General features: G+C 37.1%; 22 protein-coding genes. All 22 read right to left on the bottom strand.

The features are described from left to right. Positions 1–66 precede the first annotated feature (66 nt). The 22 genes from hslU to smc all read right to left on the bottom strand — a co-directional run bounded on the left by hslU (position 67) and on the right by smc (position 24180). On the bottom strand, positions 67–1458 hold the full coding sequence (hslU, locus tag ACN6MX_RS05330) for an HslU--HslV peptidase ATPase subunit (protein ID WP_419961621.1): 1392 nt from the start codon (positions 1456–1458) through the stop codon (positions 67–69). Then, on the bottom strand, positions 1455–2003 hold the full coding sequence (gene hslV, locus ACN6MX_RS05325) for an ATP-dependent protease subunit HslV (RefSeq protein ID WP_211893615.1): 549 nt from the start codon (positions 2001–2003) through the stop codon (positions 1455–1457). Before hslV ends, hslU begins: the two co-directional genes overlap by 4 nt. Before the next feature lie 19 nt (positions 2004–2022). Beyond that, positions 2023–2922: a tyrosine recombinase XerC gene (xerC, locus tag ACN6MX_RS05320; RefSeq protein ID WP_419962559.1), complete on the bottom strand. Its 900-nt coding sequence runs from the start codon at positions 2920–2922 to the stop codon at positions 2023–2025. 71 nt (positions 2923–2993) lie between these two features. Next, positions 2994–4304 (bottom strand): FADH(2)-oxidizing methylenetetrahydrofolate--tRNA-(uracil(54)-C(5))-methyltransferase TrmFO, encoded by a 1311-nt coding sequence (gene trmFO, locus ACN6MX_RS05315; protein ID WP_419961620.1) that lies wholly within the window; start codon positions 4302–4304, stop codon positions 2994–2996. Between the two features lie 15 nt (positions 4305–4319). Then, the gene (gene topA, locus ACN6MX_RS05310; RefSeq protein WP_419961619.1) at positions 4320–6395 is read right to left on the bottom strand and encodes a type I DNA topoisomerase; all 2076 of its coding nucleotides are present in this window, start codon (positions 6393–6395) and stop codon (positions 4320–4322) included. Between the two features lie 110 nt (positions 6396–6505). Beyond that, the gene (gene dprA / locus ACN6MX_RS05305; RefSeq protein WP_419961618.1) at positions 6506–7387 is read right to left on the bottom strand and encodes a DNA-processing protein DprA; all 882 of its coding nucleotides are present in this window, start codon (positions 7385–7387) and stop codon (positions 6506–6508) included. A 106-nt stretch (positions 7388–7493) separates the two neighbouring features. After that, a complete protein-coding gene (sucD, locus tag ACN6MX_RS05300) occupies positions 7494–8396 on the bottom strand; it encodes a succinate--CoA ligase subunit alpha (protein ID WP_419961617.1) in 903 nt (300 codons plus the stop codon). Between the two features lie 18 nt (positions 8397–8414). After that, complete coding sequence (gene sucC, locus ACN6MX_RS05295) at positions 8415–9575, bottom strand: ADP-forming succinate--CoA ligase subunit beta (protein ID WP_419961616.1); 1161 nt, start codon at positions 9573–9575, stop codon at positions 8415–8417. Positions 9576–9703: 128 nt separating this feature from the next. Next, positions 9704–9991 (bottom strand): EscU/YscU/HrcU family type III secretion system export apparatus switch protein, encoded by a 288-nt coding sequence (locus tag ACN6MX_RS05290; RefSeq protein ID WP_419961615.1) that lies wholly within the window; start codon positions 9989–9991, stop codon positions 9704–9706. Next, a complete protein-coding gene (locus tag ACN6MX_RS05285; RefSeq protein WP_419961614.1) occupies positions 9988–11847 on the bottom strand; it encodes a hypothetical protein in 1860 nt (619 codons plus the stop codon). Before ACN6MX_RS05285 ends, ACN6MX_RS05290 begins: the two co-directional genes overlap by 4 nt. A gap of 4 nt (positions 11848–11851) precedes the next feature. Then, the gene (locus ACN6MX_RS05280; protein ID WP_419961613.1) at positions 11852–12625 is read right to left on the bottom strand and encodes a ribonuclease HII; all 774 of its coding nucleotides are present in this window, start codon (positions 12623–12625) and stop codon (positions 11852–11854) included. Positions 12626–12762: 137 nt separating this feature from the next. Then, positions 12763–13614, bottom strand: coding sequence for a ribosome biogenesis GTPase YlqF (gene ylqF, locus ACN6MX_RS05275; protein ID WP_419961612.1), 852 nt, complete (start codon positions 13612–13614; stop codon positions 12763–12765). Positions 13615–13629: 15 nt separating this feature from the next. Beyond that, a complete protein-coding gene (gene lepB, locus ACN6MX_RS05270; protein ID WP_419961611.1) occupies positions 13630–14193 on the bottom strand; it encodes a signal peptidase I in 564 nt (187 codons plus the stop codon). A 501-nt stretch (positions 14194–14694) separates the two neighbouring features. Beyond that, positions 14695–15039, bottom strand: a complete 345-nt coding sequence (rplS, locus tag ACN6MX_RS05265; RefSeq protein WP_093535190.1) for a 50S ribosomal protein L19 — start codon at positions 15037–15039, stop codon at positions 14695–14697. A gap of 138 nt (positions 15040–15177) precedes the next feature. Then, the gene (gene trmD / locus ACN6MX_RS05260) at positions 15178–15906 is read right to left on the bottom strand and encodes a tRNA (guanosine(37)-N1)-methyltransferase TrmD (RefSeq protein ID WP_419962558.1); all 729 of its coding nucleotides are present in this window, start codon (positions 15904–15906) and stop codon (positions 15178–15180) included. Then, positions 15906–16424, bottom strand: a complete 519-nt coding sequence (gene rimM / locus ACN6MX_RS05255) for a ribosome maturation factor RimM (RefSeq protein WP_419961610.1) — start codon at positions 16422–16424, stop codon at positions 15906–15908. Before rimM ends, trmD begins: the two co-directional genes overlap by 1 nt. A 603-nt stretch (positions 16425–17027) precedes the next feature. Then, positions 17028–17261, bottom strand: a complete 234-nt coding sequence (locus ACN6MX_RS05250; RefSeq protein WP_419961609.1) for a KH domain-containing protein — start codon at positions 17259–17261, stop codon at positions 17028–17030. Positions 17262–17275: 14 nt separating this feature from the next. Further along, positions 17276–17548, bottom strand: a complete 273-nt coding sequence (gene rpsP / locus ACN6MX_RS05245) for a 30S ribosomal protein S16 (protein ID WP_093535196.1) — start codon at positions 17546–17548, stop codon at positions 17276–17278. A gap of 93 nt (positions 17549–17641) precedes the next feature. After that, complete coding sequence (gene ffh, locus ACN6MX_RS05240; protein ID WP_419961608.1) at positions 17642–18997, bottom strand: signal recognition particle protein; 1356 nt, start codon at positions 18995–18997, stop codon at positions 17642–17644. 13 nt (positions 18998–19010) lie between these two features. Next, the gene (locus ACN6MX_RS05235; protein ID WP_419961607.1) at positions 19011–19340 is read right to left on the bottom strand and encodes a putative DNA-binding protein; all 330 of its coding nucleotides are present in this window, start codon (positions 19338–19340) and stop codon (positions 19011–19013) included. 252 nt (positions 19341–19592) lie between these two features. After that, the gene (gene ftsY / locus ACN6MX_RS05230; protein ID WP_419961606.1) at positions 19593–20612 is read right to left on the bottom strand and encodes a signal recognition particle-docking protein FtsY; all 1020 of its coding nucleotides are present in this window, start codon (positions 20610–20612) and stop codon (positions 19593–19595) included. A 13-nt stretch (positions 20613–20625) separates the two neighbouring features. Further along, positions 20626–24180: a chromosome segregation protein SMC gene (smc, locus tag ACN6MX_RS05225; RefSeq protein WP_419961605.1), complete on the bottom strand. Its 3555-nt coding sequence runs from the start codon at positions 24178–24180 to the stop codon at positions 20626–20628. Positions 24181–24182: the final 2 nt, after the last annotated feature.

Raw genomic sequence — 24182 nt, 5'->3', positions numbered from 1 at the left:
AATTTTCTTATTTATTTTAATATTCTAAAGGTTTTTAATTGTTTTAGATACTAATTCGATTTGATTTTACAAAATAAATTGCGATAAATCTCTATTTTTCACAATATTGTCAAGTTTTCCGTCAATATATGCAGGTGTAATTTGGATATGAGCTGGTGAAATGTCAGATGCTTCAAAAGAAAGCTCTTCTAAAATCTTCTCTAGAATGGTGTGTAAACGTCTCGCTCCTATATTATCTGTTTCCTGATTGACTTCATAAGCGATTTCACCAATTCTTTCAATAGACTCCTCTGAAAACGTAATTGTTACTCCTTCCGTTTCCAATAGTGCTTCATATTGTTTAATCAGCGATTGGCGGGGCTCTTTTAAAATACGAACAAAATCTTCTTTTGTCAATTTTTCTAACTCTACACGAATCGGGAAACGACCTTGTAATTCAGGTATTAGATCTGATGGCTTAGCCATATGGAAAGCCCCTGCTGCTATAAACAAAATATAATCTGTTTTTACTGCACCATACTTTGTAGTAACTGTAGACCCTTCTACAATCGGTAGAATATCTCGTTGAACACCTTCTCGTGACACATCTGCAGAAGAACCAGCACCATTTTTACTTGCTATTTTATCCATTTCATCGATAAATATGATACCTGTTTGTTCCGTCTTTTCAATTGCTATTTGAGAAAGTTCATCTTTGTCTATTAACTTGTTCGCTTCTTCTTGCATCAATACTTTGCGCGCGTCTTTTACTTTCATTTTACGTTTTTTCTTTTTCTTTGGCATTAGATTAGATAAGGCGTCTTGCATATTCATCCCCATACTCTCCATACCACCTGGCTGTAGTGCATCAAATAATGAGGGAGTCTGTTCAACAACCTCGACAGTTATAATCTCGTCTTCTAATTTCCCGTCTCTTAGATCCTCGGCAATTTGCGAACGTTTTAAACGTACATCTGTATCTTCTACATCAGCAGTATCTTCTTCTTTTCCTCCAAATAATGCTTCGAATGGATTAGAATTGGCGTTCTTTTTCTTCAAGGAAGGAACTAGTAGTTTAACGATTGCGTCGTTTGCTAAACGAATTGCTTGGTCTTTAACTTCTTCCATCTTTTCCTCTCGAACTATTCGGATAGCTGCTTCTACTAAATCTCTTACCATCGATTCTACATCTCTACCGACGTAACCTACTTCCGTAAATTTCGTTGCTTCTACTTTTACAAATGGAGCCTTCGTTAGTTTAGCAATCCTTCTAGCAATTTCTGTTTTTCCTACTCCTGTAGGTCCAATCATTAGAATATTCTTCGGGATTACCTCATTTTTCATCTCTTCATCCAATAATTGTCGACGATACCGATTTCGAAGTGCAACAGCCACTGCTTTTTTTGCCGCTTCTTGACCAACGATGTACTTATTTAAATGCTCAGTAATTTGTTTTGGGGTTAAGTTAGTTTCCTTCATTCACCTAATACCTCCACAATAATTTGATGGTTTGTAAATACACATATATCCGCAGCTGTAGTAAGAGCCGCTTTTGCAATTTCTTGTGCTGTCATATTCTCTCCTGCATATTGCTTTAAAGCTCTACCGGCAGCTAACGCATAGTTCCCACCCGAACCGATAGCTAATATACCATCATCTGGCTCAATTACTTCTCCCGTTCCGGAAACAAGTAATAGACTATTTTTATCCATCACGAGAAGCATGGCCTCTAATTGGCGTAGCATTTTGTCCCCGCGCCATTGTTTGGCAAGCTCAACTGCTGCTCTTTGTAAATTTCCGTTATATTCTAAAAGCTTTCCCTCGAACATTTCAAATAACGTAAAAGCATCTGCTACAGAGCCAGCAAAACCTGCTACAACTTGCCCGTTAAAAAGCCTTCTTACTTTTTTCGCAGTATGTTTCATCACTACTTGGTTTCCTAACGTTACTTGGCCATCTCCTGCCATTGCCTGACTACCATTGTGACTAACTGCAAATATCGTGGTTGCATGAATATTACCCAATTTTATTTACCTCCAATATTTACGCACGCGGATGCGCATTCATATAAGTTTTACGTAAATGCTCTTTTGTTACATGTGTATATATTTGTGTGGAAGATAAGCTGGAATGTCCTAATAGCTCTTGCACACTTCTAAGATCTGCTCCATTATTCAATAAATGTGTAGCGAATGTATGTCTTAGCATATGTGGATAAATAGTTGAATTTATAGAAGCTTTTTTCAACATTTGGTTTAAAATATATCTAACGCCGTCTGTTGTTAAGTGCTCACCACGACTATTAACGAATAAAAATGTATGGGATGTTTTTTTCATAAGCTTTGGTCTACTATTTACTAAATAATCATCTATCGCTGCTAATGCATAATCACCGACAGGGACATACCGCTCTTTTCTACCTTTCCCCATTACTCGCACGACACCATAGCTACTATCTATATGACGCAATTCAACCGATGTAAGTTCACTCACACGTATTCCAGTCGCATATAACAATTCTAATATAGCAATATTTCGGATAGATAAAAAATCAGTTCCTCTATTTCCTTCAAACAACTGCTGGATTTCCTCTTCATAAAAAAAATGTGGTAGTTTTTTTTCTTTTTTGGGATGGAACAAGGATTGGAATGCGTCATCTCGAATATTATATTCTTTATGTAGAAATTTATAATAAGAACGAATAGAGGATATCTTTCTAGAAATAGAAGTTCTTGCTAGTTTCTCCTCATATAATTTCGTCACATACAATCTCGCATGAATATACTCAACCTCATTTAAATCAGTAACGCCCTCGATGTCTAAAAAAGACAAAAATTGCTTTATATCTTTATCGTACTCCTGAACTGTAAGATTCGAATAATTTCTTTCTAATTGTATGTATTCCATAAAAGCATGAAGTTCTTCTAACCCTATAATGATTATCAGCTCCACTCCAGTATATCTCCATTGTAAAAGCCTCTAAAAGTATACAACTTTTAAGAGGCTTTTAGCAATTATAACGCAGTATTTTTCATATAATTTTGAATTGTCGTCAACGCTCGATTTGCTAATTGTTCGATTTTCACTTTTTTATCTCTGACTTTTGGCTGTAATTCTGGGAATAAACCAAAGTTGATATTCATAGGTTGGAAGTTTTTTGGATTCGCTTCTGTAATATATCTGGCCATGCTTCCAAGTGCTGTTTCAGCCGGAAGTACGACTAATTCTTCACCTTTTGCTAATTTAGCTGCATTAATACCTGCCAATAATCCACTACCTGCTGACTCCACATACCCTTCCACACCTGTCATTTGACCGGCAAAGAAAATTTGGTTATTTGCTTTTAGCTGATAAGTTGGTTCTAGAACATATGGCGAATTAATGAACGTATTACGATGCATGACACCATAGCGTACGATCTCCACGTTTTCAAGTCCAGGTATTAGCTTTAATACCTCTTTTTGCGGTCCCCATTTTAAATGTGTCTGGAAACCAACAATATTATAAAGCGTCCCCGCACCATCATCTTGTCTAAGCTGAACTACTGCATATGGACGTTTACCTGTTTTCGGATCTTCTAAGCCTACAGGTTTCATCGGACCGAATAATAATGTCTTCCGCCCACGCTCAGCCATTACCTCAACAGGCATACAGCCTTCAAAGTAAATTTCTTTTTCAAATTCTTTTAATGGCACTACTTCCGCTGCTATTAATGCATCATAAAAGCGGTTAAACTCATCCTCAGTCATTGGACAATTTAGATAAGCAGCTTCCCCTTTATCATATCTGGATTTTAGATAAACTTTATCCATGTCAATGCTATCTTTTTCTACAATCGGAGCTGCAGCATCATAGAAATACAAGTAGTCTTGACCAGTCATTTCTTTCACTTTTTCCGCAAGAGCTGGAGAAGTTAATGGGCCAGTTGCTATTACAGTAATACCTTCTGGGATTTCTGTCACTTCCTCATTAACAATTTCTATTAACGGATGATTACGTATAGCATCTGTAACTCTTCCAGAGAAATCATGTCGGTCAACAGCAAGTGCTCCTCCAGCAGGAACACTGCTGTGATCTGCTGATTGTATAATAATCGAGTCCAACATACGCATTTCTTCTTTAATAACGCCTACAGCATTAGTTAAATTATTAGCTCTCAGTGAATTGGAGCAAACCAATTCAGCAAATTTGTCCGTATGATGTGCTGGAGTTTGTTTAACGGGGCGCATTTCATATAGACGTACTTTTATACCTCTTTTAGCTATTTGCCACGCAGCCTCGCTTCCTGCTAATCCTGCACCAATAACGTTTACTATTTCAGTCATGTCGTATCCTTCTTTCTAACTTTGCGGATCTTCTTTATAATCACACGCAACACATTGTATTTGTATACCTTTTTTCAGTTTCTTCTCTACTAACATTTCATTGCATTTTGGACATGGTCGGCTAATCGGTTTGTCCCAAGAAACGAATTCACAAGTTGGATATTGGTTACAACCATAAAACAAACGTTTCGTTTTACTTTTGCGCTCCACTATCTGCCCTTCTCCACACGTTCGACAAGAGACACCTATTTCCTTGATAATTGCCTTTGTATTACGACATTCTGGGAAATTGCTACATGCCATAAATTTACCATATCGCCCTAATTTATAAACCATTGGCGAACCACAGTTTTCACAATCTTCCCCTGTTGGTTCATCTTTAATAACGATTTTCTCCATCTCAGCGTCAGCATATACGACACGCTTCTCGAAATCTTGATAGAAGCCATCGATTACTTCTACCCATTTTACTTGTCCCTCTTCTACACTATCCAAATCTCTTTCCATCTGGGCAGTAAACTCTATATCTAATATTTCAGGGAAGAACTCTAATACAAGCTGATGGACGATTGTTCCAAGCTCGGTAGGAACAAAGCGTTTTGTCTCTAAAGCTACATATCCACGTTTTTGAATCGTGTCTAAAGTTGGAGCATAAGTAGAAGGTCTACCAATCCCTAACTCTTCCAACGTTTTCACAAGTCTTGCCTCTGAGTATCTTGGAGGAGGCTGAGTAAAATGTTGCTTCGGATCGATAGATAATGCCTTTACTTTATCCCCGACTTCCAAAACTGGTAATAGTTTGTCTTTGTCATCCGTTTGATCATCAGAACCTTCCACATACACCTTCATAAATCCAGGGAATTTAACTTGGGAGCCATTTGCTCTAAAGTAAACTTCCCCATTTTTAAGGTCAACAGCCACTGTATCTAGTATAGCAGATTCCATTTGGCTAGCTATAAAACGTTCCCATATTAGCTTGTATAATTTTAGTTGATCACGAGATAGAATCGCTTTTAGTTCATTCGGAGTTCTTAGAACACTAGTAGGTCGAACAGCTTCGTGGGCATCTTGTGCTTTTTTCGATTGCTTTTCTACCTTCTTCGTAGAAATGTATTCAGCACCAAATTCATTTTTGATATATTCCTGTGCATCTGCTTTCGCACTATCCGAGATTCTTGTAGAATCCGTACGCATATAGGTGATCAACCCGACCGTTCCTTGTTTTTTGCCTAAGTCGATTCCCTCATATAATTGCTGTGCAAGCATCATTGTTTTTCTAGCTCTAAAATTTAGTTTTCTTGCTGCTTCCTGTTGAAGGGATGATGTAGTAAAGGAAGGGGCAGGATTACGTTTTCGTTCTTTTTTCACTACATTAGCAACTTCAAAATTTTTGCCCTTCATTAGCTTTAGAACTTCTTTTACTTCTTCTTCATTAGAAAGTTTTCTTTTTTCTTTTTCATTCCCATAATAAAGCGCATCGAAAGCTTTTTTATTTTTATCAAATTGGCCTTCAATTGTCCAGTACTCTTCTGGTGTAAAATTATTAATTTCATTTTCCCGATCAATAATTAATCGAAGAGCTACTGATTGTACACGGCCTGCTGACAGACCTTTTTTCACTTTTTTCCATAAAATTGGACTTATATTGTATCCTACCAGTCGGTCTAAAATTCTTCTAGCCTGTTGTGCATCGACTAGATCCATATTAATAGGTCTAGGATGTTTAAAGGATTCTAAAATCGCTTCCTTCGTAATTTCATTAAATACAACTCGGCAATCCGATTCAACATCTACATTTAAAGAGTTAGCCAAATGCCATGCTATTGCTTCCCCTTCTCTGTCGGGGTCAGCCGCGAGATAAATTTTCTTTGCTTTTTTTGCTGCTGTTTTTAGTTCTTGTAGTACCGGGCCTTTACCCCTGATTGTTATATACTTTGGTTCGTAATTATTTTCCGTATCGACACCCATTTGACTTCTAGGAAGGTCACGTACATGGCCAATCGATGCTTTGACTTTATATTTTTTCCCAAGATATTTTTCTATTGTTTTTGCCTTTGCTGGCGATTCAACAATTACCAAATAATCCGACATAAATCTGCCTCCTTATAGAAGGTAACTCGCTTTAATCTTCAAAACAAATACCTGTTGCAAAATGTATACCAGTTTTCTTATAAAAGCAAGACTTTTCATTTTTTTGTTTTTTATTTATTTAACTCTTCCAGTATTTGATGCCCGTTCCAGACTGGTTTTGCGCCCTCTAATATTAACAAATGCGGACCTATTGAAAGAGGGGAGTGTATTGAACCTGGAATCGCAAAAATCTCCTTACCATTTTCTAATGCATGCTCCATAGTGGAAACTGTGCCACTCTTTTTTTTCGCTTCAGTAATAACTACACCTTGGGAAAGCCCACTAATAATTCGATTTCTCATAGGAAAATTCCACTTTTGTGGTGTTATATACGGGGGGTACTCCGTTAATAATAACTGATTTTGCTCCATCTCGTTAGCTAATTTAAGGTTTTGTTTAGGATATACATGAAATAATCCTGTTCCTAGAACTGCAATCGTTTTTCCGCCTAAGCTCATCGTGATCTCATGTGCCAATGTATCTGCTCCCTTAGCGAGACCACTAATAATTACATACTCTTCATTTATCAAAGGTGGAAGTATTGTTTTGATACTTTCAGCGGTGTATTCCGTCGCCTCTCTTGAACCGATAATCGCTAGTTTTTTAGGGTTGCCAAGTAATTCTAACTTACCTTTTACGTATATAACCGCGGGAGGATCGTACAAGTTTAATAGACTTTTAGGATAGTTGGGATCGGAAAAAAGAATGGGGATAATCGAGTGCTTTTCATACATTTGATACATAGTAATTTCGACAAATTCTTGGAATATTTTTTGGAGTTTATTTGCGCGTTCGAGGGAGATGCTACATAATTTCGCCAATAAATACGGGGGTATTTTTTCTAATTCATCTAGTTTTGGATCATATTCTAGTAAAGGTTGTAGCTTATTTAAAGGTACTGGAAAAACATAATGTAAAGCTAAAAAGCGGTTTATAAATTGACTATTATTCATTGGTTTCCTCCTCAATTATATGACTAGTTTAGTATTTTTGTCCTGACATGCCCAGAGTTACTTTAAAAAAATACGGCAACACCATTCGATGCGCCGTACTTCAATATTAATGTGTTTTACAAGAATCGTAAATACCTGCTTCTTTAATCGCTTCGATTAGAGTTTCACCAATAACAGATGGAGTTGCTGCAACTTTCATGCCTGCTGCTTCCATTGCTTTGATTTTTCCTTCTGCAGTACCTTGTCCACCGGAAATAATAGCTCCAGCATGACCCATACGTTTACCAGGAGGTGCAGTTTGACCACCGATGAATCCAATGACAGGTTTTGTCATATTTGCTTTGATCCATTCAGCAGCTTCCTCTTCTGCAGTTCCACCAATTTCCCCAATCATAACAGCTGCATATGTGTCAGGGTCATCGTTGAATTCTTTTAGAACATCGATGAAGTTAGTCCCATTAACTGGATCTCCACCAATACCTACAGAAGTAGATTGACCAATACCAGCATCAGTTAATTGAAGAACTGCTTCATAAGTTAGAGTTCCAGAACGTGAAACTACTCCTACATGACCTTTAGTGTTGATGTAACCTGGCATAATACCAATTTTACATTCATCTGCAGTAATAACACCCGGACAGTTCGGCCCAACAAGGCGTGTTTTCTTACCTTCCATGTAACGTCTAACGTTAACCATGTCTAATACTGGGATATGCTCAGTAATACAAATAGTCATATCTAAATCAGCATCAACAGCTTCTAAGATTGCATCTGCAGCAAATGGTGCTGGAACATAAATTACTGAAACGTTAGCGCCAGTAGCTTTAACAGCATCTTCCACTGTATTAAAAACTGGAACGCCTTCTACTTCTGTTCCACCTTTACCAGGTGTTACCCCAGCAACGATTTTAGTTCCATATTCTAACATTTGTTTTGTATGGAAAAGAGCAGTTGAGCCCGTAATTCCTTGTACAATTACTTTAGTATCTTTATTAATATATACGCTCACTTTTTGTCCCTGCCTCTCTTATCCTACAAGATTAACGATTTTTTGTGCACCGTCAGCCATTGAATCTGCAGCAACGATATTTAAGCCAGATTCATTTAATAATTTTTTACCTAATTCTACGTTAGTACCTTCTAAACGAACTACAAGTGGTACTTCTAAACCTAACTCTTTCGCTGCAATAATAACACCTTCAGCGATAATGTCACACTTCATAATTCCGCCAAAGATATTAACAAAAATACCTTTTACGTTTTTATCAGAAAGGATGATTTTGAATGCTTCTGTAACTTTTTCAGCAGTCGCGCCGCCCCCAACGTCAAGGAAGTTTGCGGGTGATCCGCCGTAATAGCTAATTGTATCCATTGTTGCCATAGCTAGTCCTGCTCCATTAACCATACAACCAATATTTCCATCTAAAGAAATATAGCTAAGATCATATTTTGAAGCTTCGATTTCTTTTGGATCCTCTTCATCATAATCACGCATTTCTAAAATATCTTTATGACGATATAATGCGTTACCATCGAAGTTGAATTTTGCATCAAGTGCTAAAACATTGTCATCAGCAGTTACTACTAATGGGTTAATCTCAACGATTGAAGCATCTTTTTCTTTATAAACTTGATATAAACCAAGCATGAATTTAGCTGCTTTGTTCACAAGTTTAGCTGGGATATTCATATTAAATGCCATACGACGTGCTTGGAAGCCCGTTAAGCCTACAACTGGATCGATTTCTTCATAGAAAAGTTTTTCAGGCGTATTTGCAGCCACTTCTTCAATGTCCATTCCGCCCTCTTCAGAGCCCATTAATGTTACACGTGAAGTTGAACGGTCTAAAACTAGCCCTACGTAATATTCCTTCTTGATATCGCTTCCTTCTTCGATAAGTAAGCGTTTAATCTCTTTACCTTCAGGACCAGTTTGGTGAGTAACAAGTACTTTACCTAATAGTTCCTTCGCGTATTCACGTACCTCATCTAGATTTTTCGCGATTTTTACTCCACCAGCTTTACCTCGTCCACCTGCGTGAATTTGAGCTTTAACAACAATAACGCTTGATCCTAATTCTTTTGCCGCCTTCACTGCCTCTTCAGGTGAGAAAGCTACAATCCCGTTAGAAACTGCTACGCCATATTGTCTTAGGAGTTGTTTACCTTGATATTCATGGATATTCATCTTACATCCTCCAATCAAACTTATGTCAAGTAATATACTACCTTTCTAATTGTATTAAAAGTGTCACATCTTGTCCACAAAAGTATGATATTTACCTAAAACAACAAATATTCAGATTATATGTCGAATTATCTAGCTTTAGTTCCTTTTTCTTTATCTATTTTATAAATATAAGCAAAGACCTCTGCTACAGCTTGATAAAGCTCCTCTGGAATCGATTGATTGATATCTAATTGTCCAAGAAGTTCTACTAAACTGGCATCCTCCTGAACCGGTACATCGAACTCTTCTGCTTTAGCTAAAATATTTTCTGCTATCTTACCTTTTCCTTTAGCAACTACCCTTGGTGCATCATTAACCCCAGGATTATATGTTATGGCCACCGCTTCTTTGCGAGTATATCTTTCATCTTTCATATACGAATGTCTACTCCTTGCTTATCAAACATGTTTGTTTTTGACTTCAAAGCAGGAGTCATTTTTTGTTCTTGGAAAGTTTTTACGAATACTCCTGATAGTTGATAGCCAACCGAAGATAATCCTAACTTTAGTGTTTCTTTCAATTTTTCAGCAAATAGACCTAACTCCTGGTCATCATTAAATAAAGTAATCGATACTACTTTATTTTGTACCTGCATATCTACAACAGTTTCTTCTAAAGTTTCTAATTTCAAATAAAACATTATCCTTGCAAAATTAGAGTCAATTTTACCGTTTTCTTTCATCCTGCCATTCCACTCAAGTGTAGCATCCATTTTTTTACCTAAAAACTCTAATGGAACTTGCATCAATAGCTGGTGCTGTGGTCCATTTTCATTGGATAGGATTTGCAATCCATTCATGCGGGTAAGAACTGTTTCCGCACTATCTCTAATCGCAGTAGAAATAGTTTGGTTTTGCAACAGTTCAACAATTTGCGGCTTTAATTGGGAGGCTAATTGTCTTATTTCGTCGTTATTACTTCCGAGTTTCGCTTCATAACCGAATCCTAGAGATTTCAATACTTCTTTCATAGCATGCTCGAATGCTTTTCCATCTAATTGCTGTAAAATTTGTTGTTCTGCTTGAACTATTGTTTGAGTTAACACATTACCGCTTGTAGGATTTTTACTTATATCTGTTATTTGCTGTAAAGTCTGAGCTATCGATTCGACTGTAGCCCCTTTGCCTAGTAATGACACTAAATGATCCTTAGGAGTTAAACCATTCATATCCTTAGTGAAAATTGCTTGTTGGCTTTGCTCAGCAAATACTTTTGTCAGTGCATTATTTACTACTGATAGCTGGTTGGGCTGATTATCATTTTTTAGTAAAGCTAAAACTTCACTTTTTTGGTTTGTCGTTAATGAAGATTGCTGACTTAGCCAATTACGTAATTGTTCTATTGCTATTCCTTTTTCTGTCGGAGCAGCCTGTCCAAGTTTTACCAATTGGGCTCCAGCAGAATTCGCGATTGAATGTTCTCCAGTAACTGGAGTTGGGTTCGTAAGACTTGCTGTTAGCGGTAAAACATTGGATTCTTTTAATGTTTGCAGAATTGGCAGACGTGAAGTTAAAGATTGCTGCTGATTTAGAATAATTTCTACTTGTTTACCAAGTATTGCTCCAGCAGCTGGCCCATTAAATGGTTCTGCTATCTTTTGCAGATTTAGAAGAATATTATTTTTCAATGCTGGTGTTACTGTTTGGTCTTGTTGTAATTGAGATTGAAAATTTTGAAGGATATTATGCAATCCATCGGTAGATTTACCGCTCAATACTGTCTGTAGCATGGAAGTCGTTAAAGGCAATTTCATCTCCATTATCTTTTGAATCGTCTCGAGCGCCGCTTTCATCGTCATATCCTTAGGTAGCTGCTTTAATAACTGCTCTACTTGTATCAATGTTTCTTTAGAAACAGGTAATTGCTGTTTCATAAAAAACTGTATGGCTGCTTGCATTTCAGTTGTTTTTGGTAGATTCATCGCTTGTAATAACTGTTGACCTTGCTGCGCCAATGTATTTCCCTGTGTAAGAGGACCAGTAACTACTTTTAACTGTAATTCAGGTGCCGATTTTTCTACTTGGAAAAAATGCGAATCTCCAGCTTTAAGCGGAGTCTCTAATTTTGCTATTACCTTTTGGTTGCCAATTTGGACTTCTGCAGTTTGGTTTGGATACAGTTTTTTTATAGTACCGTGAACAACTTGACCTTCCTTCATAGGAGTTTGTAACTGAGAAGTTATTCCCGAAGTCATTTGTGATTGAACAGTTGAAAAAGACGTCGAAGTCACGTTATCACCTCATTCTTCTTAAGATGGATTTGATCGGTTCAAATGTTTTTCGATGATGCGGGGTTGGTCCATATTGCTCGATCATTTCGATATGTAGCTTTGTGCCATAGCCTGCATGTTTGTTAAACAAATACATTGGAAATTGCTCGTGTAGCTGATCCATATATTCATCACGGGCCGTTTTTGCTAATATAGATGCCGCTGCAATTGCTAAGCTTTGCGCATCGCCTTTTACGATAGAATGAGTTTCGATGTCAATTGGCAACTTCATCGCATCTACTAACACGACATTCGGTTTTATTTCTAAGCTTAAAACAGCTTCTGTCATGGATTGTTTAGTTGCTTCATAAATATTTAGTTGATCTATTTTTTCAACTGATTGAAAGTGAATAAAATATGCAATTGCATTTTGTTGAATAGATTCTGCTAATTCATTTCGCTTTTTTCTTGATAATTGTTTAGAATCATCTAGACCAATTAAATCCTCTTTATCATTTTGAAGTATCACTGCCGCTGTCACTACCGGACCAGCCAATGGGCCTCTACCGGCTTCATCTACTCCTGCTACTAAATCATTGGTATGAGAACAATAACTTCTATCGAAGACTATTTTTTCTTCATGCGATTGACGTTCTGCAAAAAGCAGCTGTTGTTTTCTTTTCCAGCTTGTCCATAATTTTCGAGCACCAATTCGTTCATCCTGTGCTAACTCGGTTATCCAAGCTTCCGAGCCCCTAGATTGTTCTAATTTGTCTTTGATCTCTTTTAGACTTAACAATTCACTCACATTCTTTCTATTTCTTAATCTATGTATCGACAATTATGTATTATATTGAATAATTTCACAAACAATGAATACTTCTTTTGAAAAGCGAAAACCCTTTTTACCATTTGGCAAAAAGGGTAGTATATCGCTTAATATTCTTCCACAAAATCAAATGTTAATCTACCTAGATGTAAATTACGAACGTCACGAACTATAAGTTCCGATACTTGATCATAATCTATTTCGGTACCATTTATAAAACATCTTCTTAACTTTCCAATTTGGTCAAATGTTTCTACTAAATCTTCGCTTACCTCTTTTACCTGATAACGTTCTTCCATTCGTTTTGGATAGTGTTCTTGCAAAAAGTTCAAGCCGTAAACTGCCAAATCCTCCATATTGATCACCGCGTCTTTAATAGCACCAGTGAGCGCAAGCTTATACCCCACTTGTTGGTCCTCGAATTTTGGCCATAGGATACCTGGTGTATCCAGCAATTCAATTTCTCTTTCCACTTTGATCCATTGCTGCTTTTTCGTTACACCCGGCGTATTTCCCGTTCTCGCTATATTTTTCTTTGCAAATCGGTTAATCAGAGTTGATTTACCCACATTTGGTATACCAACAATCATTGCACGTATCGCTCTAGGTTTTATGCCTCTATCTTTCATGCGGTCCCATTTAGGCTTTAACAGCTCTTTTGCCGCCTTAAAAACAGTTTGGAGTCCTTTTCCTTCTAAAGAGTTAATCGCAACTGCAGGATATCCTTTTCCCTCGAAATAAGCTATCCATTTTTTAGTTTGCATTTCATCTGCCATATCCATTTTATTTAAAATGAGCAATCTCGTTTTTTGATGTATCACTTCATCTATCATCGGATTTCTAGATGATAGCGGTAACCGGGCATCTATTAATTCGAAAACGATATCCACTAATTTTAAGTTTTCGGTTACTTCTCTTCTTGCTTTGGCCATATGACCAGGAAACCATTGAATTGTCATTTCGTACCACCTTCTTTACTTCACCAAGCCAATTTCATTCATTGGCCAGAAAACCAAGCTTGTATTTCCTATCACTTCGTCAATATCGACCAGGCCGATATGTCGACTGTCTTTACTATATCTTCGGTTATCTCCCATAACAAAAATTTGTCCTTTAGGGATCTCATACAAGAGGGCAGCAGTCTCTTCCATAGTGAAATCTTCTGTAAGTGTACCTTCCGCTATTTCACTTTTGTACTGATCTAGGTAAGGTTCATCTATTGCTTTACCATTAATGTATAACTGATCATTTTTATACTCAACATGATCACCGGGGAGCCCGATTACACGCTTAATGTAATTCTTTTGCTCTGGGGCATGGAATACGACTATGTCAAAACGATCTGGTTCACCAACCATATAGCCGATTTTGTTAACAACCATACGATCCCCATTTTCTAAAGTAGGCATCATTGATTCGCCGTCTACTACGATAGGTGTAAATAAAAAGAAGCGAATTATTGCTGCTAGCCCAAAAGCAATTAATAGAGCTTTTGACCACTCCCATAATTCATTCTTTTCTTTTTTTACTTGTTCCATCAACTTGCCCCCTTTGGTTATTGTCTTTATTGTACAAGGAAAACTCTTTTCAAGCAAAAACTATTGTCCATTTTCTTCATTGTTTATTTGAATTGTTTATATGAAACACACTTAGTTATTATTCAATGGATAAATTTCCCGTTTCGCAAGTAAATCAGCATTGTCAGCAATTTAACGAAAGAAGAGAGTAAGTTATACGGAAAGTAAAGCAAGCAAGATCCTAATGAGCATAAGTATTTGCCATATCAAGGCCAATAAACGGCCATAAAAGAGTTGCCATGCTTTTAATATGCCATAGAAACTGTGTTTTATTCCCAATAAATGACTAAACTTCGTTAACAAAATTAATCTCTAAAACGAGCTGTATAGAAAACGCCATTTAATGAGTCTATTATGTAAGTTTGATAAAAATTACATTATTTTATAATTCTAGAACATATTCAAAATAAAAAAGTTGTAGCAAAAGTGAAAACACCTTTACTACAACATTTACTTTTGCTATTAACGACGCTCTTTAATACGAGCAGCTTTACCGCGTAGGTCACGTAAGTAGTACAATTTAGCACGACGAACTTTACCACGACGAGTAACTTCTAAGTTTGCAATTTTTGGTGTGTGTACAGGGAATGTACGTTCAACACCAACACCGGATGAAATTTTACGAACTGTGAAAGTTTCGCTGATTCCGCCACCACGACGTTTAATTACAACTCCTTCGTACATTTGGATACGTTCGCGAGTTCCCTCAACAACCTTAACGTGAACACGAACTGTGTCCCCAGGACGGAATGTTGGAAGGTCTGAACGTAATTGTTCTTTAGTGATTTCTGAAATAATGTTTTGCATCATTTTCTCTCCTTCTGTAGAATGCTCTTACACACAGTTGCTGTTGCAGCGGAACACCCAAAATCAGTACTTTCCATAAAAGCACATAGTAAAATATAACACAACTAATTATTGGATGCAATAATTATTACAAATTTACTATCCCTTTATTTCTTTTAATAAACGTTCCTCATCGGAAGTAAATTGTATCTGCTCCAATAAATCTGGTCTGCGCATATACGTTCTTTTTAATGATTGTTCTTTTCGCCACTTATCAATTGCAGCATGGTTTCCAGACATTAAAACATCCGGAACTTTAAACCCCCGAAATTCCACTGGACGGGTATAATGGGGATGCTCTAGCAAACCAGTAGAAAAAGAATCTTTTTCATGCGATTCTGCGTTACCTAATACATTCGGCAATAATCTTACAACACTATCTACCACAGTCATAGCTGCGAGCTCGCCACCTGTTAAAACAAAATCTCCTATGGAAATTTCATCCGTCACTAGATGCTCTCGAATTCGTTCATCATAGCCCTCATAATGACCACAAACAAAAACAAGCTCTTCTTCTCGTGCTAGTTCTTCTGCTTTTTTCTGCGTAAAACGCTCTCCCTGCGGACATAACAGGATAATGCGTCTTGTTGGTCCTTGACTAGGAGGAAGAGCCTCTACGGCATTAAAAATAGGTTCTGGCTTTAACACCATTCCTGCTCCACCGCCATAAGGATAGTCATCCACTTGATGATGTTTATTGCCAGAGTAATCTCGAAAATTCACTACATTTATCGCTACTTCATTCTTTTCTTGAGCCTTTTTCAAAATCGATGAATTAAATACACCTGTAAACATTTCAGGAAAAAGAGAAAGAATGTGAATATTCATCATGATAGCAAACCATCCAATACTTCTATTGTGATTTTCTTGTGTTCAATATCAATTGATTTCACTACGTCTTCAATATACGGAATATAATGGTCTTTTTTGCCTTTTTCTGGCTTCACGGTCCAAACATCATTGGCACCCGTTTGAATAATTTCAGTAATAGTTCCAATGATTTCACCTTCAGTAGATTCTACTGTACAGCCTATAATTTCGTGAAAATAGAACTCATTCTCTTCTAGCTCAGAAAGATATTTTTCAGAAACCTTTAAAATTGCATTTCGAAATGCTTCAACATCCTTCAACAATGAGTATCCTTCAAAAGTTAATAAATCAAAGTTCTTATGCTGACGATGACTTGCCACTTTAACCATAATTGGTTTAGAGCCATCCGCTTTATGTAAAGCTAACTCACTTCCAACTTCATAGCGTTCGTCTGCAAAGTCTGTCGTAGAGATTACTCGAACCTCACCCCAAATACCATGTGTATTTACTATCTTACCTACATTAAACCATTCCATTAAGATTACCTCCTAGTTAGAAAAACCTGGCAAAGAGACCCGGTTCTCTAAAAATAAAAACGTAGATATGCCGTTGATTTCCGCTCCGAGCGGACGCTTTCCGTGGGCACGGCTTTAGCCGCTTCCCTCGCTACGCTCTGTCCAGGGTCTTCAGCTCGTGCTGTTCCACTGGAGTCGCCGCTCTGCGCTCCATTCAACAATATTCCCTTAGTATAAAGAAAGTTAAATACTAAATCACCTAAATAAGTCGTATTTCTCTTTCTTCATCGTATAAATTTAAATTCTCTTTTTCCTCTATTATTGGATAGCTTTTATAATTCATAAAAGATTACAAGTAATTTGAGTTGATTACTAAAAATTAGTCTAATCTTTTTATCTTAGCAATAAGCTTTGCTTAATTTAAAAGTTGAGCACTACTCACAGTATTGATTGCAGTGCAAGGTGGCGACTCCAGCGGGAACAGCGAGGAGGCTAAGGCAACGCCCGCGGAAAGCGTCCACCTGAAACGGAAATCAACAGGATTACTGTTCTATTCAATTCTTATAAATACCAAAAACGCTGAATAATTAGCTATCAAAAAAGGAAGAACAAATTGTTCTTCCTTTAATCTAATATGTCGACATATGTTTTTTTCTTTTGGTGACTGCCTGCTGCTGAGTAAACAATTGTACGAATTGCTTTCGCGACACGCCCTTGTTTGCCAATTACTTTTCCCATATCTTCAGGATGAACAGAAAGTTTATAAACTATACGGTTTACACTTTCATCTTTTTCAACCCTCACATTTTCTGGATAATCAACTATCGGTTTAACGATTGCTTCGATCAGCTGCTTCACATTGTCCCCTCCGATTATTTGCCGAGTTTTGCGTTATGGAATTTTTCCATAATTCCTTGTTCTGAGAACAAGTTACGTACTGTATCAGATGGTTTCGCACCGTCTTGAAGCCATTTTAACGCTAATTCTTCGTTAATTTTAACTTCAGCTGGTTTAGTAAGTGGGTTGTAAGTACCTACTGTTTCAATTTGACGACCATCACGCGGTGAGCGAGAGTCTGCTACTACAATACGATAGAAAGGAGACTTTTTAGCTCCGATACGTTTTAAACGAATTTTTACTGCCATTTTCATTGCACCTCCGAATAGTTTCACACAAGATAGTATATTATCAAGCTTTTATTTGTTTGTAAAGTGTTTTTTCTTAACACCCTATATTTTTTACTTAAACAATGAGTCCAGACCAGGCATTTTCATCTTTTTCTTGCCTTTTTGCTGCATGTTGGTCATTTGTTTCATCATTTTTTTCATATCTTCGAATTGTTTTAATAATCTGTTTATATCTTGAATAGATGTACCAGATCCTTTAGCAATTCTCTTTTTTCTTGCTCCATTAATAATCTCGGGAGTTGTTTTTTCTTGCGTAGTCATCGAATAAATGATGGCTTCTACACGATCCATCTGTTTTTCGTCCACCTTCGCATTTTCCAATCCTTTGATTTTACCTGCACCGGGAAGCATTTTTAGAATTTCATCTAAAGGTCCCATTTGTTTCACTTGGCCGATCTGTTCTAAGAAATCGTCGAATGTAAAACTCTGTGTGCGGAATTTTTCTTCTAATTCCTTCGCACGTTCTTCATCGACATTCGCCTGGGCTTTTTCGATAAGTGACATCATATCGCCCATACCTAAAATTCGAGAAGCCATTCTCTCCGGGTGGAAAGGCTCTAACGCATCCATTTTTTCACCCATCCCGACAAATTTAATCGGTTTTTGAGTAACGGAACGAATTGATAGTGCAGCACCACCACGTGTGTCTCCATCTAACTTCGTTAAAACAACACCAGTAATACCTATAGCCTCATTAAAGTTATTCGCTACATTGACTGCATCTTGACCAGTCATTGCATCTACAACTAAAAATACCTCATCAGGCTCTTTAATCGCACGGATATCCTTTAACTCCTGCATAAGTGTCTCATCAATATGAAGACGTCCTGCAGTATCGATAATAACTACATCATGATGTTCTTCCTTAGCTTGCTCTATAGCCTGTTTGACTATTTCAACGGGAGAAATATCAGTTCCTAATGCAAACACCGGTAATGAAAGCTGTTTCCCAATTGTTTGTAGCTGTTGAACAGCCGCTGGTCTATAAATATCCGCAGCAACCAATAATGGCTTTTTATTATACTTTTTACGCAGAACATTGGCCAATTTACCTGTCGTTGTTGTTTTCCCTGCGCCCTGTAAACCGACCATCATAATAACGGTCGGGGGTCTAGTAGAGAAAGCAATTTGACTTTGTTCCCCACCCATCAGTTCAGTCAATTCATCTTTAACGATTTTAACAACTTGCTGACCAGGGGTTAAACTTTTCATCACGTCTTGCCCAACGGCACGATCCGATACATTTTTGACGAATTCTTTTACTACTTTCAAGTTAACGTCTGCCTCAAGAAGTGCATACCTGACTTCTCTCATCATTTCTTTTACATCGGCTTCAGAAATTTTCCCTTTACCTTTAATCTTCTGAAGTGTACCTTGGAGTCGCTCAGCTAATCCTTCAAATGCCATGCTCGTTCGCCTCCTAATCCCATTCTTTTAATTGATTAATGAGTTGAATCAGTTCTTTTTCAGATGATTGATCTTTTACAAGAAAAAGCAGGTTCTCAACAGTTTCTTGTCTACGTTGAAATTTAGAAAACAGGCTAAGTTTTTCCTCATACTCTTCTAGCATAGCTTCAGTTCGACGTATATTATCATATACTGCCTGCCTTGAAATAGTATATTCTTCTGCAATTTCTCCAAGGGATAAATCATCTAAATAATAAAGTTGCATATAGCTTCTTTGTTTATCTGTTAGTAAAGCTTGGTAAAAATCGAAGAGAAAATTCATGCGAGTTGTTTTTTCAATCATTCCCATCTCTCCTTACCATATCAATTACGCCTTGACGTAATTGCGTCCAGATTTTGAATTGTGTTGGGGCCTGTGTGATGCAGGTCAGTTAGCCGTTGTCGCATAGACGCGATCAATTTAGACTAACATCCTTTTTAATCCTTCCAAAATCTGTGACATCCGCCGGAGGCTAGTGATTATGAGTGTACAACAACTATATAATTACTTGTCATACTATAGTTTAGTAAGAGAAGCGACTTCTGTCAAGTAAAATTACTTGTCTGACTCTTCTTCCTCTAAATCCAATCCATCGGCAAAAAGCCCATATACATACTTTTCAGCATCAAATGGTTGCAAGTCATCCATTTGTTCCCCTAAACCAACAAACTTTACCGGGATATGAAGTTTATTGCGTATTGCAAGCACGATACCACCTTTTGCAGTACCGTCTAGCTTCGTTAAGACAATCCCAGTTACATTCGTAACTTCTTTAAATGTCTGTGCTTGAACGAGTGCATTTTGCCCAGTAGTAGCATCAAGAGCAAGGAGCACCTCATGCGGAGCATCAGGTATCTCGCGAGAAATTACCCGATGAATTTTTTCAAGCTCATTCATTAAGTTTACTTTGTTTTGCAATCTACCTGCAGTATCACAGATCAATACATCCACACCACGTGATTTAGCAGCTCTTACCGCATCGTACATCACAGCAGCAGGATCTGAGCCTTCAGATTGCTTAATAACTTCAACTCCCACTCTGTCTCCCCAGACTTGAAGCTGGTCAATTGCTCCTGCACGGAAAGTATCTCCAGCCGCTAGCATGACATTTTTCCCTTCGCCTTTTAAACGATGAGCAAGTTTTCCGATAGTCGTTGTTTTACCAACACCGTTTACACCAACAAACAAAATAACAGATAATCCACTTTCTTCTAGTTCAAGTTCCGTTATGTCGTCTTCTCCAGCATTATAAATGTCTACTAGTTTCTCAGAAATAACCGATTGAATTCCGGAAGTATCTTTAATATTTTTACGTTGTACTTCAAATCGCAATGAATCCATCAATTCTGTCACTGTTTCAAAGCCTACATCTGCTTGAAGTAAAATTTCCTCCAGTTCCTCAAAAAAGTCTTCGTCCACTTTACGATATTTGGCAACTAAATCATTGACCCTTGACGTAAATTGGTTTCTTGTCTTAGAAAGACCTTCCTTAAACTTATTTGTAATCGAAACTGTTTCTTCCGCTTCTGGTGTAGAGCCTAACATTTTTTCTTTAAATTTTTTAAAAAAGCTCATATATAAACTCCTTTTAAGTTACTAATTCCGCTTCTAATTTAACAGAAACTAATTTAGATATACCAGATTCCTGCATTGTAATACCATACAGGACGTCTGCTCCCTCCATTGTTCCCTTACGATGTGTAATAACGATAAACTGCGTATCATGACTGAATTTTCTCAAATAATCGCTATATCGAGTTACGTTAGCTTCATCCAACGCTGCTTCTACTTCATCCAAAATACAAAATGGAACTGGGCGTGTACGTAAAATAGAAAATAGTAAAGCAATGGCAGTTAGCGCTCGTTCCCCACCAGATAATAAAGAAAGGTTTTGTAGTTTTTTTCCTGGGGGTTGGGCTAGAATATCGATGCCCGTATCAAGTAATGAGGAGGGATCAGTTAATACTAAATCTGCCTGACCACCACCAAATAATTCTCGGAACACCACTTTAAAATGACGCCTGATTTCATTGAAGGTTGTTTCAAAACGAATTGTCATCTCTTCATCCATTTCTTTGATAACCTCATGCAATGTTTCTTGAGCAGATAACAGATCTTCTCTTTGTTCTGTCAAGAATGAATGGCGTTCATTTACTTGTTCATATTCCTGAATCGAACTAAGATTTATCGGACCTAATTCCTCAATAGAGCGTCTCAATAATTTAACCTTTTTACGAGCTAGATCTTCTTCCATTTCAAATGGATAATCCCGCTCAGCTTCTTCCAATGTCATTTCATATGCTTCTTCTAAATGATTTTGTAAAGTTTTCATTTCTACTTCTATTTTACTTTGTTTTATATCTAATGTACGTTCTTCTGTAAGTTGTATATTAGCTTGTTGCTGTAATTGCTTAAATGTAATCTCTGCTTGTAAAATTGTTTGTGCAAGTCCCGTTCGCTTAGTTCTACCTGATTGAATTTGGACAACCAAATGTTCTTTTTTCAATTTATGCTGTTCTATTAGTTTCAGCAATTCTTCAGGAGATGTTCCACCTTGGTCATCATTTTCATACCAGGCAATTTCCTTTTGTAAGGTTGCCACTTTTTGTGTACTCGATGCGCTAGATTGATCTAAAAGAATATTTTCCTTCTCTAGTTGAGAAATTTGTTCATTGACCACTGCGATCAGAGATAGTAATTCACCTAATTCATTTTGGAATTTATCTTTTTCCTGTAGAGATTGTTGTTTCAATATTTGTAATTCGTCGATTGTTTTCTGAATAGAAGTCAATGACTCGTTAATTTCTGCGCTTCTGGAAGCAGTTTGTTCTTTTTTTCGAACTAAGCCTTCATGGAGATGATTCTTTTCTGTTTTTTCTTCATCATACTCCAATAATTGACTCGTCAATCTAGAAATTATTGCGGCACATTCTCTAGTTTCTGAGAGTAGTTTGTGTTCTAGTTCTCTTAGTTGTTCTCCAAAGAGTCGAGTTTCTTCAAGATCTTTTTTCAATTCTTGTACTTCTTGCTTTCTTTTGGAAACAGAAACTTCGGCTTCTAAAACGGATTTTTCTAATTCCACCAGTTTAACATTTAGTTGTTCTAGCTCTGCTTTACGAGTAAATAAAGAAGATTGCTGTTTAACAGATCCCCCTGTTAAAGAACCTCCCGCATTCACTACATCACCATCTAAAGTAACGAAACGGAATTTATATTGCAGCCGGGCAGCCATTTCATTGGCTCCTTTTAAATCTTTGGCAATAATAATATTACCAAGTAGATTTTCTACAATAATTTGATAACCATCTAAATAATTTACAAGTTTATCTGCCGTATCGACAAAAGACGGATGATCCTTAATAGAATCTAGTGTATATTCATTTAGTTTACGAGATTTCATAACCTGTAGCGGTAGGAATGTTGCTCGACCTACTCTTTTCTTTTTTAACCAATCTATTGCAATTCTGGCATCCTGGCTACTATCTGTAATTATATGCTGAGATTGGGGTCCAATAGCAGTATCAATTGCAGTCATATACGATTCTGGTATTTGAATTAGCTCTGCAACTGCCCCGTGAATGCCTTTTAGTTCCTTTTTATCTCGTGCAATTAGAACCTCTTTAACTCCTTGGAAAAACCCTGAAAACTCAGATTCTAACTCTTCCAATGAATCTCTTCTTGCTTGCATTTGATGCTTCATTTGATAGGCTTTTTGAAGCATTGTTTGTTGTTCTTCGAATGAGCCTTCCAAACGGTCTGAAACTTCTCGTTTGGTTTTATAATCCGCAAGTTTTTGTTGTAGCTCCTTTTGGCAATTTGCCAATAATGGATCTAATTCATTTTTGCGGATCGTTAGTTTTTCTAATTCGTCTTTAATCTCCTGATAATCTGAAATCATTTTTTCAGAAGAAACTAATTCAAAGTGAAGTTGTTGCTCCATATGCTTCATTTCGTTTTTCATCGTCGCTTCTTCATTTAACAAATCGATATAAGTACTTTTCAAATCTTCAATTTCCTCTTCCATTTCGGAAGCTGATTTACTTAACACATGATCGATTTGAACTTTCTTGGCACGAAGCTCTTTAAGTTGAGCTAGTTTTTCTGATTTGGCTATACTATTTGTTTTCAATTGCTCTGCTAGTGTTTGAACTTTTTGTTGTTCTTCTTCCAGCGCTTTTTTTAGCTGCGATATTTGCTGACTGGCATTTTGCTGTTTCTCTGCCAAAAGCAGTTTTCTGCCTTCTAAACGTTCTAGCTCAGAACTTGACTCTACTAGTTCGCTTTGCTCTGTATCTAACTTTTCATCGATATCAGACATTACTTTTCTATGTTGTTGAATATTTTTTTCCAATTCATCAATTTGTAATAGCAAAGACTGTTTGATTTGCTGGAGTTCTTCTAGTTTTTTTTGTAATTCTATATTCTCTTGAACAAATAGTCTTAAATCATGGGAAATTACTGCAATTTCAATATCCTTAAGCTCTTCCGACATCATTAAATAATCGGATGCCAAAGAAGACTGGATTTGCAGTGGCTCCATACGACCATCCAATTCATGCAAAATATCTAACACACGGTTTAAGTTATCATCTGTTTCAATCAGCTTGAATTCAGCTTTCTTTTTACGCTGCTTATACCTTAGGACACCCGCAGTTTCCTCAAAAATCGTACGACGATCTTCTGGCCGACTATTTAATATTTCATCGACTCGTCCTTGGGAAATAATAGAAAAAGCTTCTTTTCCAAGCCCCGAATCCATAAATAAATCGGTAATATCCTTTAGCCTACATGTTTGTTTGTTTAACAGATATTCACTGTCTCCCGAACGAAATACCCTTCTAGTCACACTAATTTCCGCAAAATCAAGAGCAACTCGTTGATCTGCGTTATCTAATATCAAGGTCACTTCCGCAAAGTTCAAGGCTTTTCTAGAATCACTTCCAGCAAAAATGACATCCTCCATTTTTGCACCTCGTAGGGATTTAGCAGATTGCTCACCTAACACCCATCTAATTGCGTCTGTAACATTGCTTTTTCCACTACCATTTGGTCCTACTACTGCAGTTACCCCAGGAACAAAATCAATTCCTATTCGGTCTGCAAACGACTTAAATCCAACTATTTCCAATCTTTTAAGGAACAATG

The sequence above is a fragment of the Psychrobacillus sp. BM2 genome, assembly GCF_048572895.1.
Taxonomy (GTDB): domain Bacteria; phylum Bacillota; class Bacilli; order Bacillales_A; family Planococcaceae; genus Psychrobacillus.
The sequence above is the reverse complement of the archived record's forward strand: the minus strand, read 5'-3'. Positions and strand labels throughout refer to the sequence as shown.

Excerpts from the sequence above, each read along its gene's own strand:
- topA (WP_419961619.1), bottom strand. The coding sequence starts at position 6,395 with ATGTCGGATTATTTGGTAATTGTTGAATCGCCAGCAAAGGCAAAAACA.
- ftsY (WP_419961606.1), bottom strand. The coding sequence starts at position 20,612 with ATGAGCTTTTTTAAAAAATTTAAAGAAAAAATGTTAGGCTCTACACCA.
- rimM (WP_419961610.1), bottom strand. The coding sequence starts at position 16,424 with ATGGAATGGTTTAATGTAGGTAAGATAGTAAATACACATGGTATTTGG.
- ffh (WP_419961608.1), bottom strand. The coding sequence starts at position 18,997 with ATGGCATTTGAAGGATTAGCTGAGCGACTCCAAGGTACACTTCAGAAG.
- ylqF (WP_419961612.1), bottom strand. The coding sequence starts at position 13,614 with ATGACAATTCAATGGTTTCCTGGTCATATGGCCAAAGCAAGAAGAGAA.
- dprA (WP_419961618.1), bottom strand. The coding sequence starts at position 7,387 with ATGAATAATAGTCAATTTATAAACCGCTTTTTAGCTTTACATTATGTT.
- sucC (WP_419961616.1), bottom strand. The coding sequence starts at position 9,575 with ATGAATATCCATGAATATCAAGGTAAACAACTCCTAAGACAATATGGC.
- lepB (WP_419961611.1), bottom strand. The coding sequence starts at position 14,193 with ATGGAACAAGTAAAAAAAGAAAAGAATGAATTATGGGAGTGGTCAAAA.
- rpsP (WP_093535196.1), bottom strand. The coding sequence starts at position 17,548 with ATGGCAGTAAAAATTCGTTTAAAACGTATCGGAGCTAAAAAGTCTCCT.
- ACN6MX_RS05290 (WP_419961615.1), bottom strand. The coding sequence starts at position 9,991 with ATGAAAGATGAAAGATATACTCGCAAAGAAGCGGTGGCCATAACATAT.
- trmD (WP_419962558.1), bottom strand. The coding sequence starts at position 15,906 with ATGAATATTCACATTCTTTCTCTTTTTCCTGAAATGTTTACAGGTGTA.
- rplS (WP_093535190.1), bottom strand. The coding sequence starts at position 15,039 with ATGCAAAACATTATTTCAGAAATCACTAAAGAACAATTACGTTCAGAC.
- hslU (WP_419961621.1), bottom strand. The coding sequence starts at position 1,458 with ATGAAGGAAACTAACTTAACCCCAAAACAAATTACTGAGCATTTAAAT.
- trmFO (WP_419961620.1), bottom strand. The coding sequence starts at position 4,304 with ATGACTGAAATAGTAAACGTTATTGGTGCAGGATTAGCAGGAAGCGAG.
- ACN6MX_RS05235 (WP_419961607.1), bottom strand. The coding sequence starts at position 19,340 with ATGATTGAAAAAACAACTCGCATGAATTTTCTCTTCGATTTTTACCAA.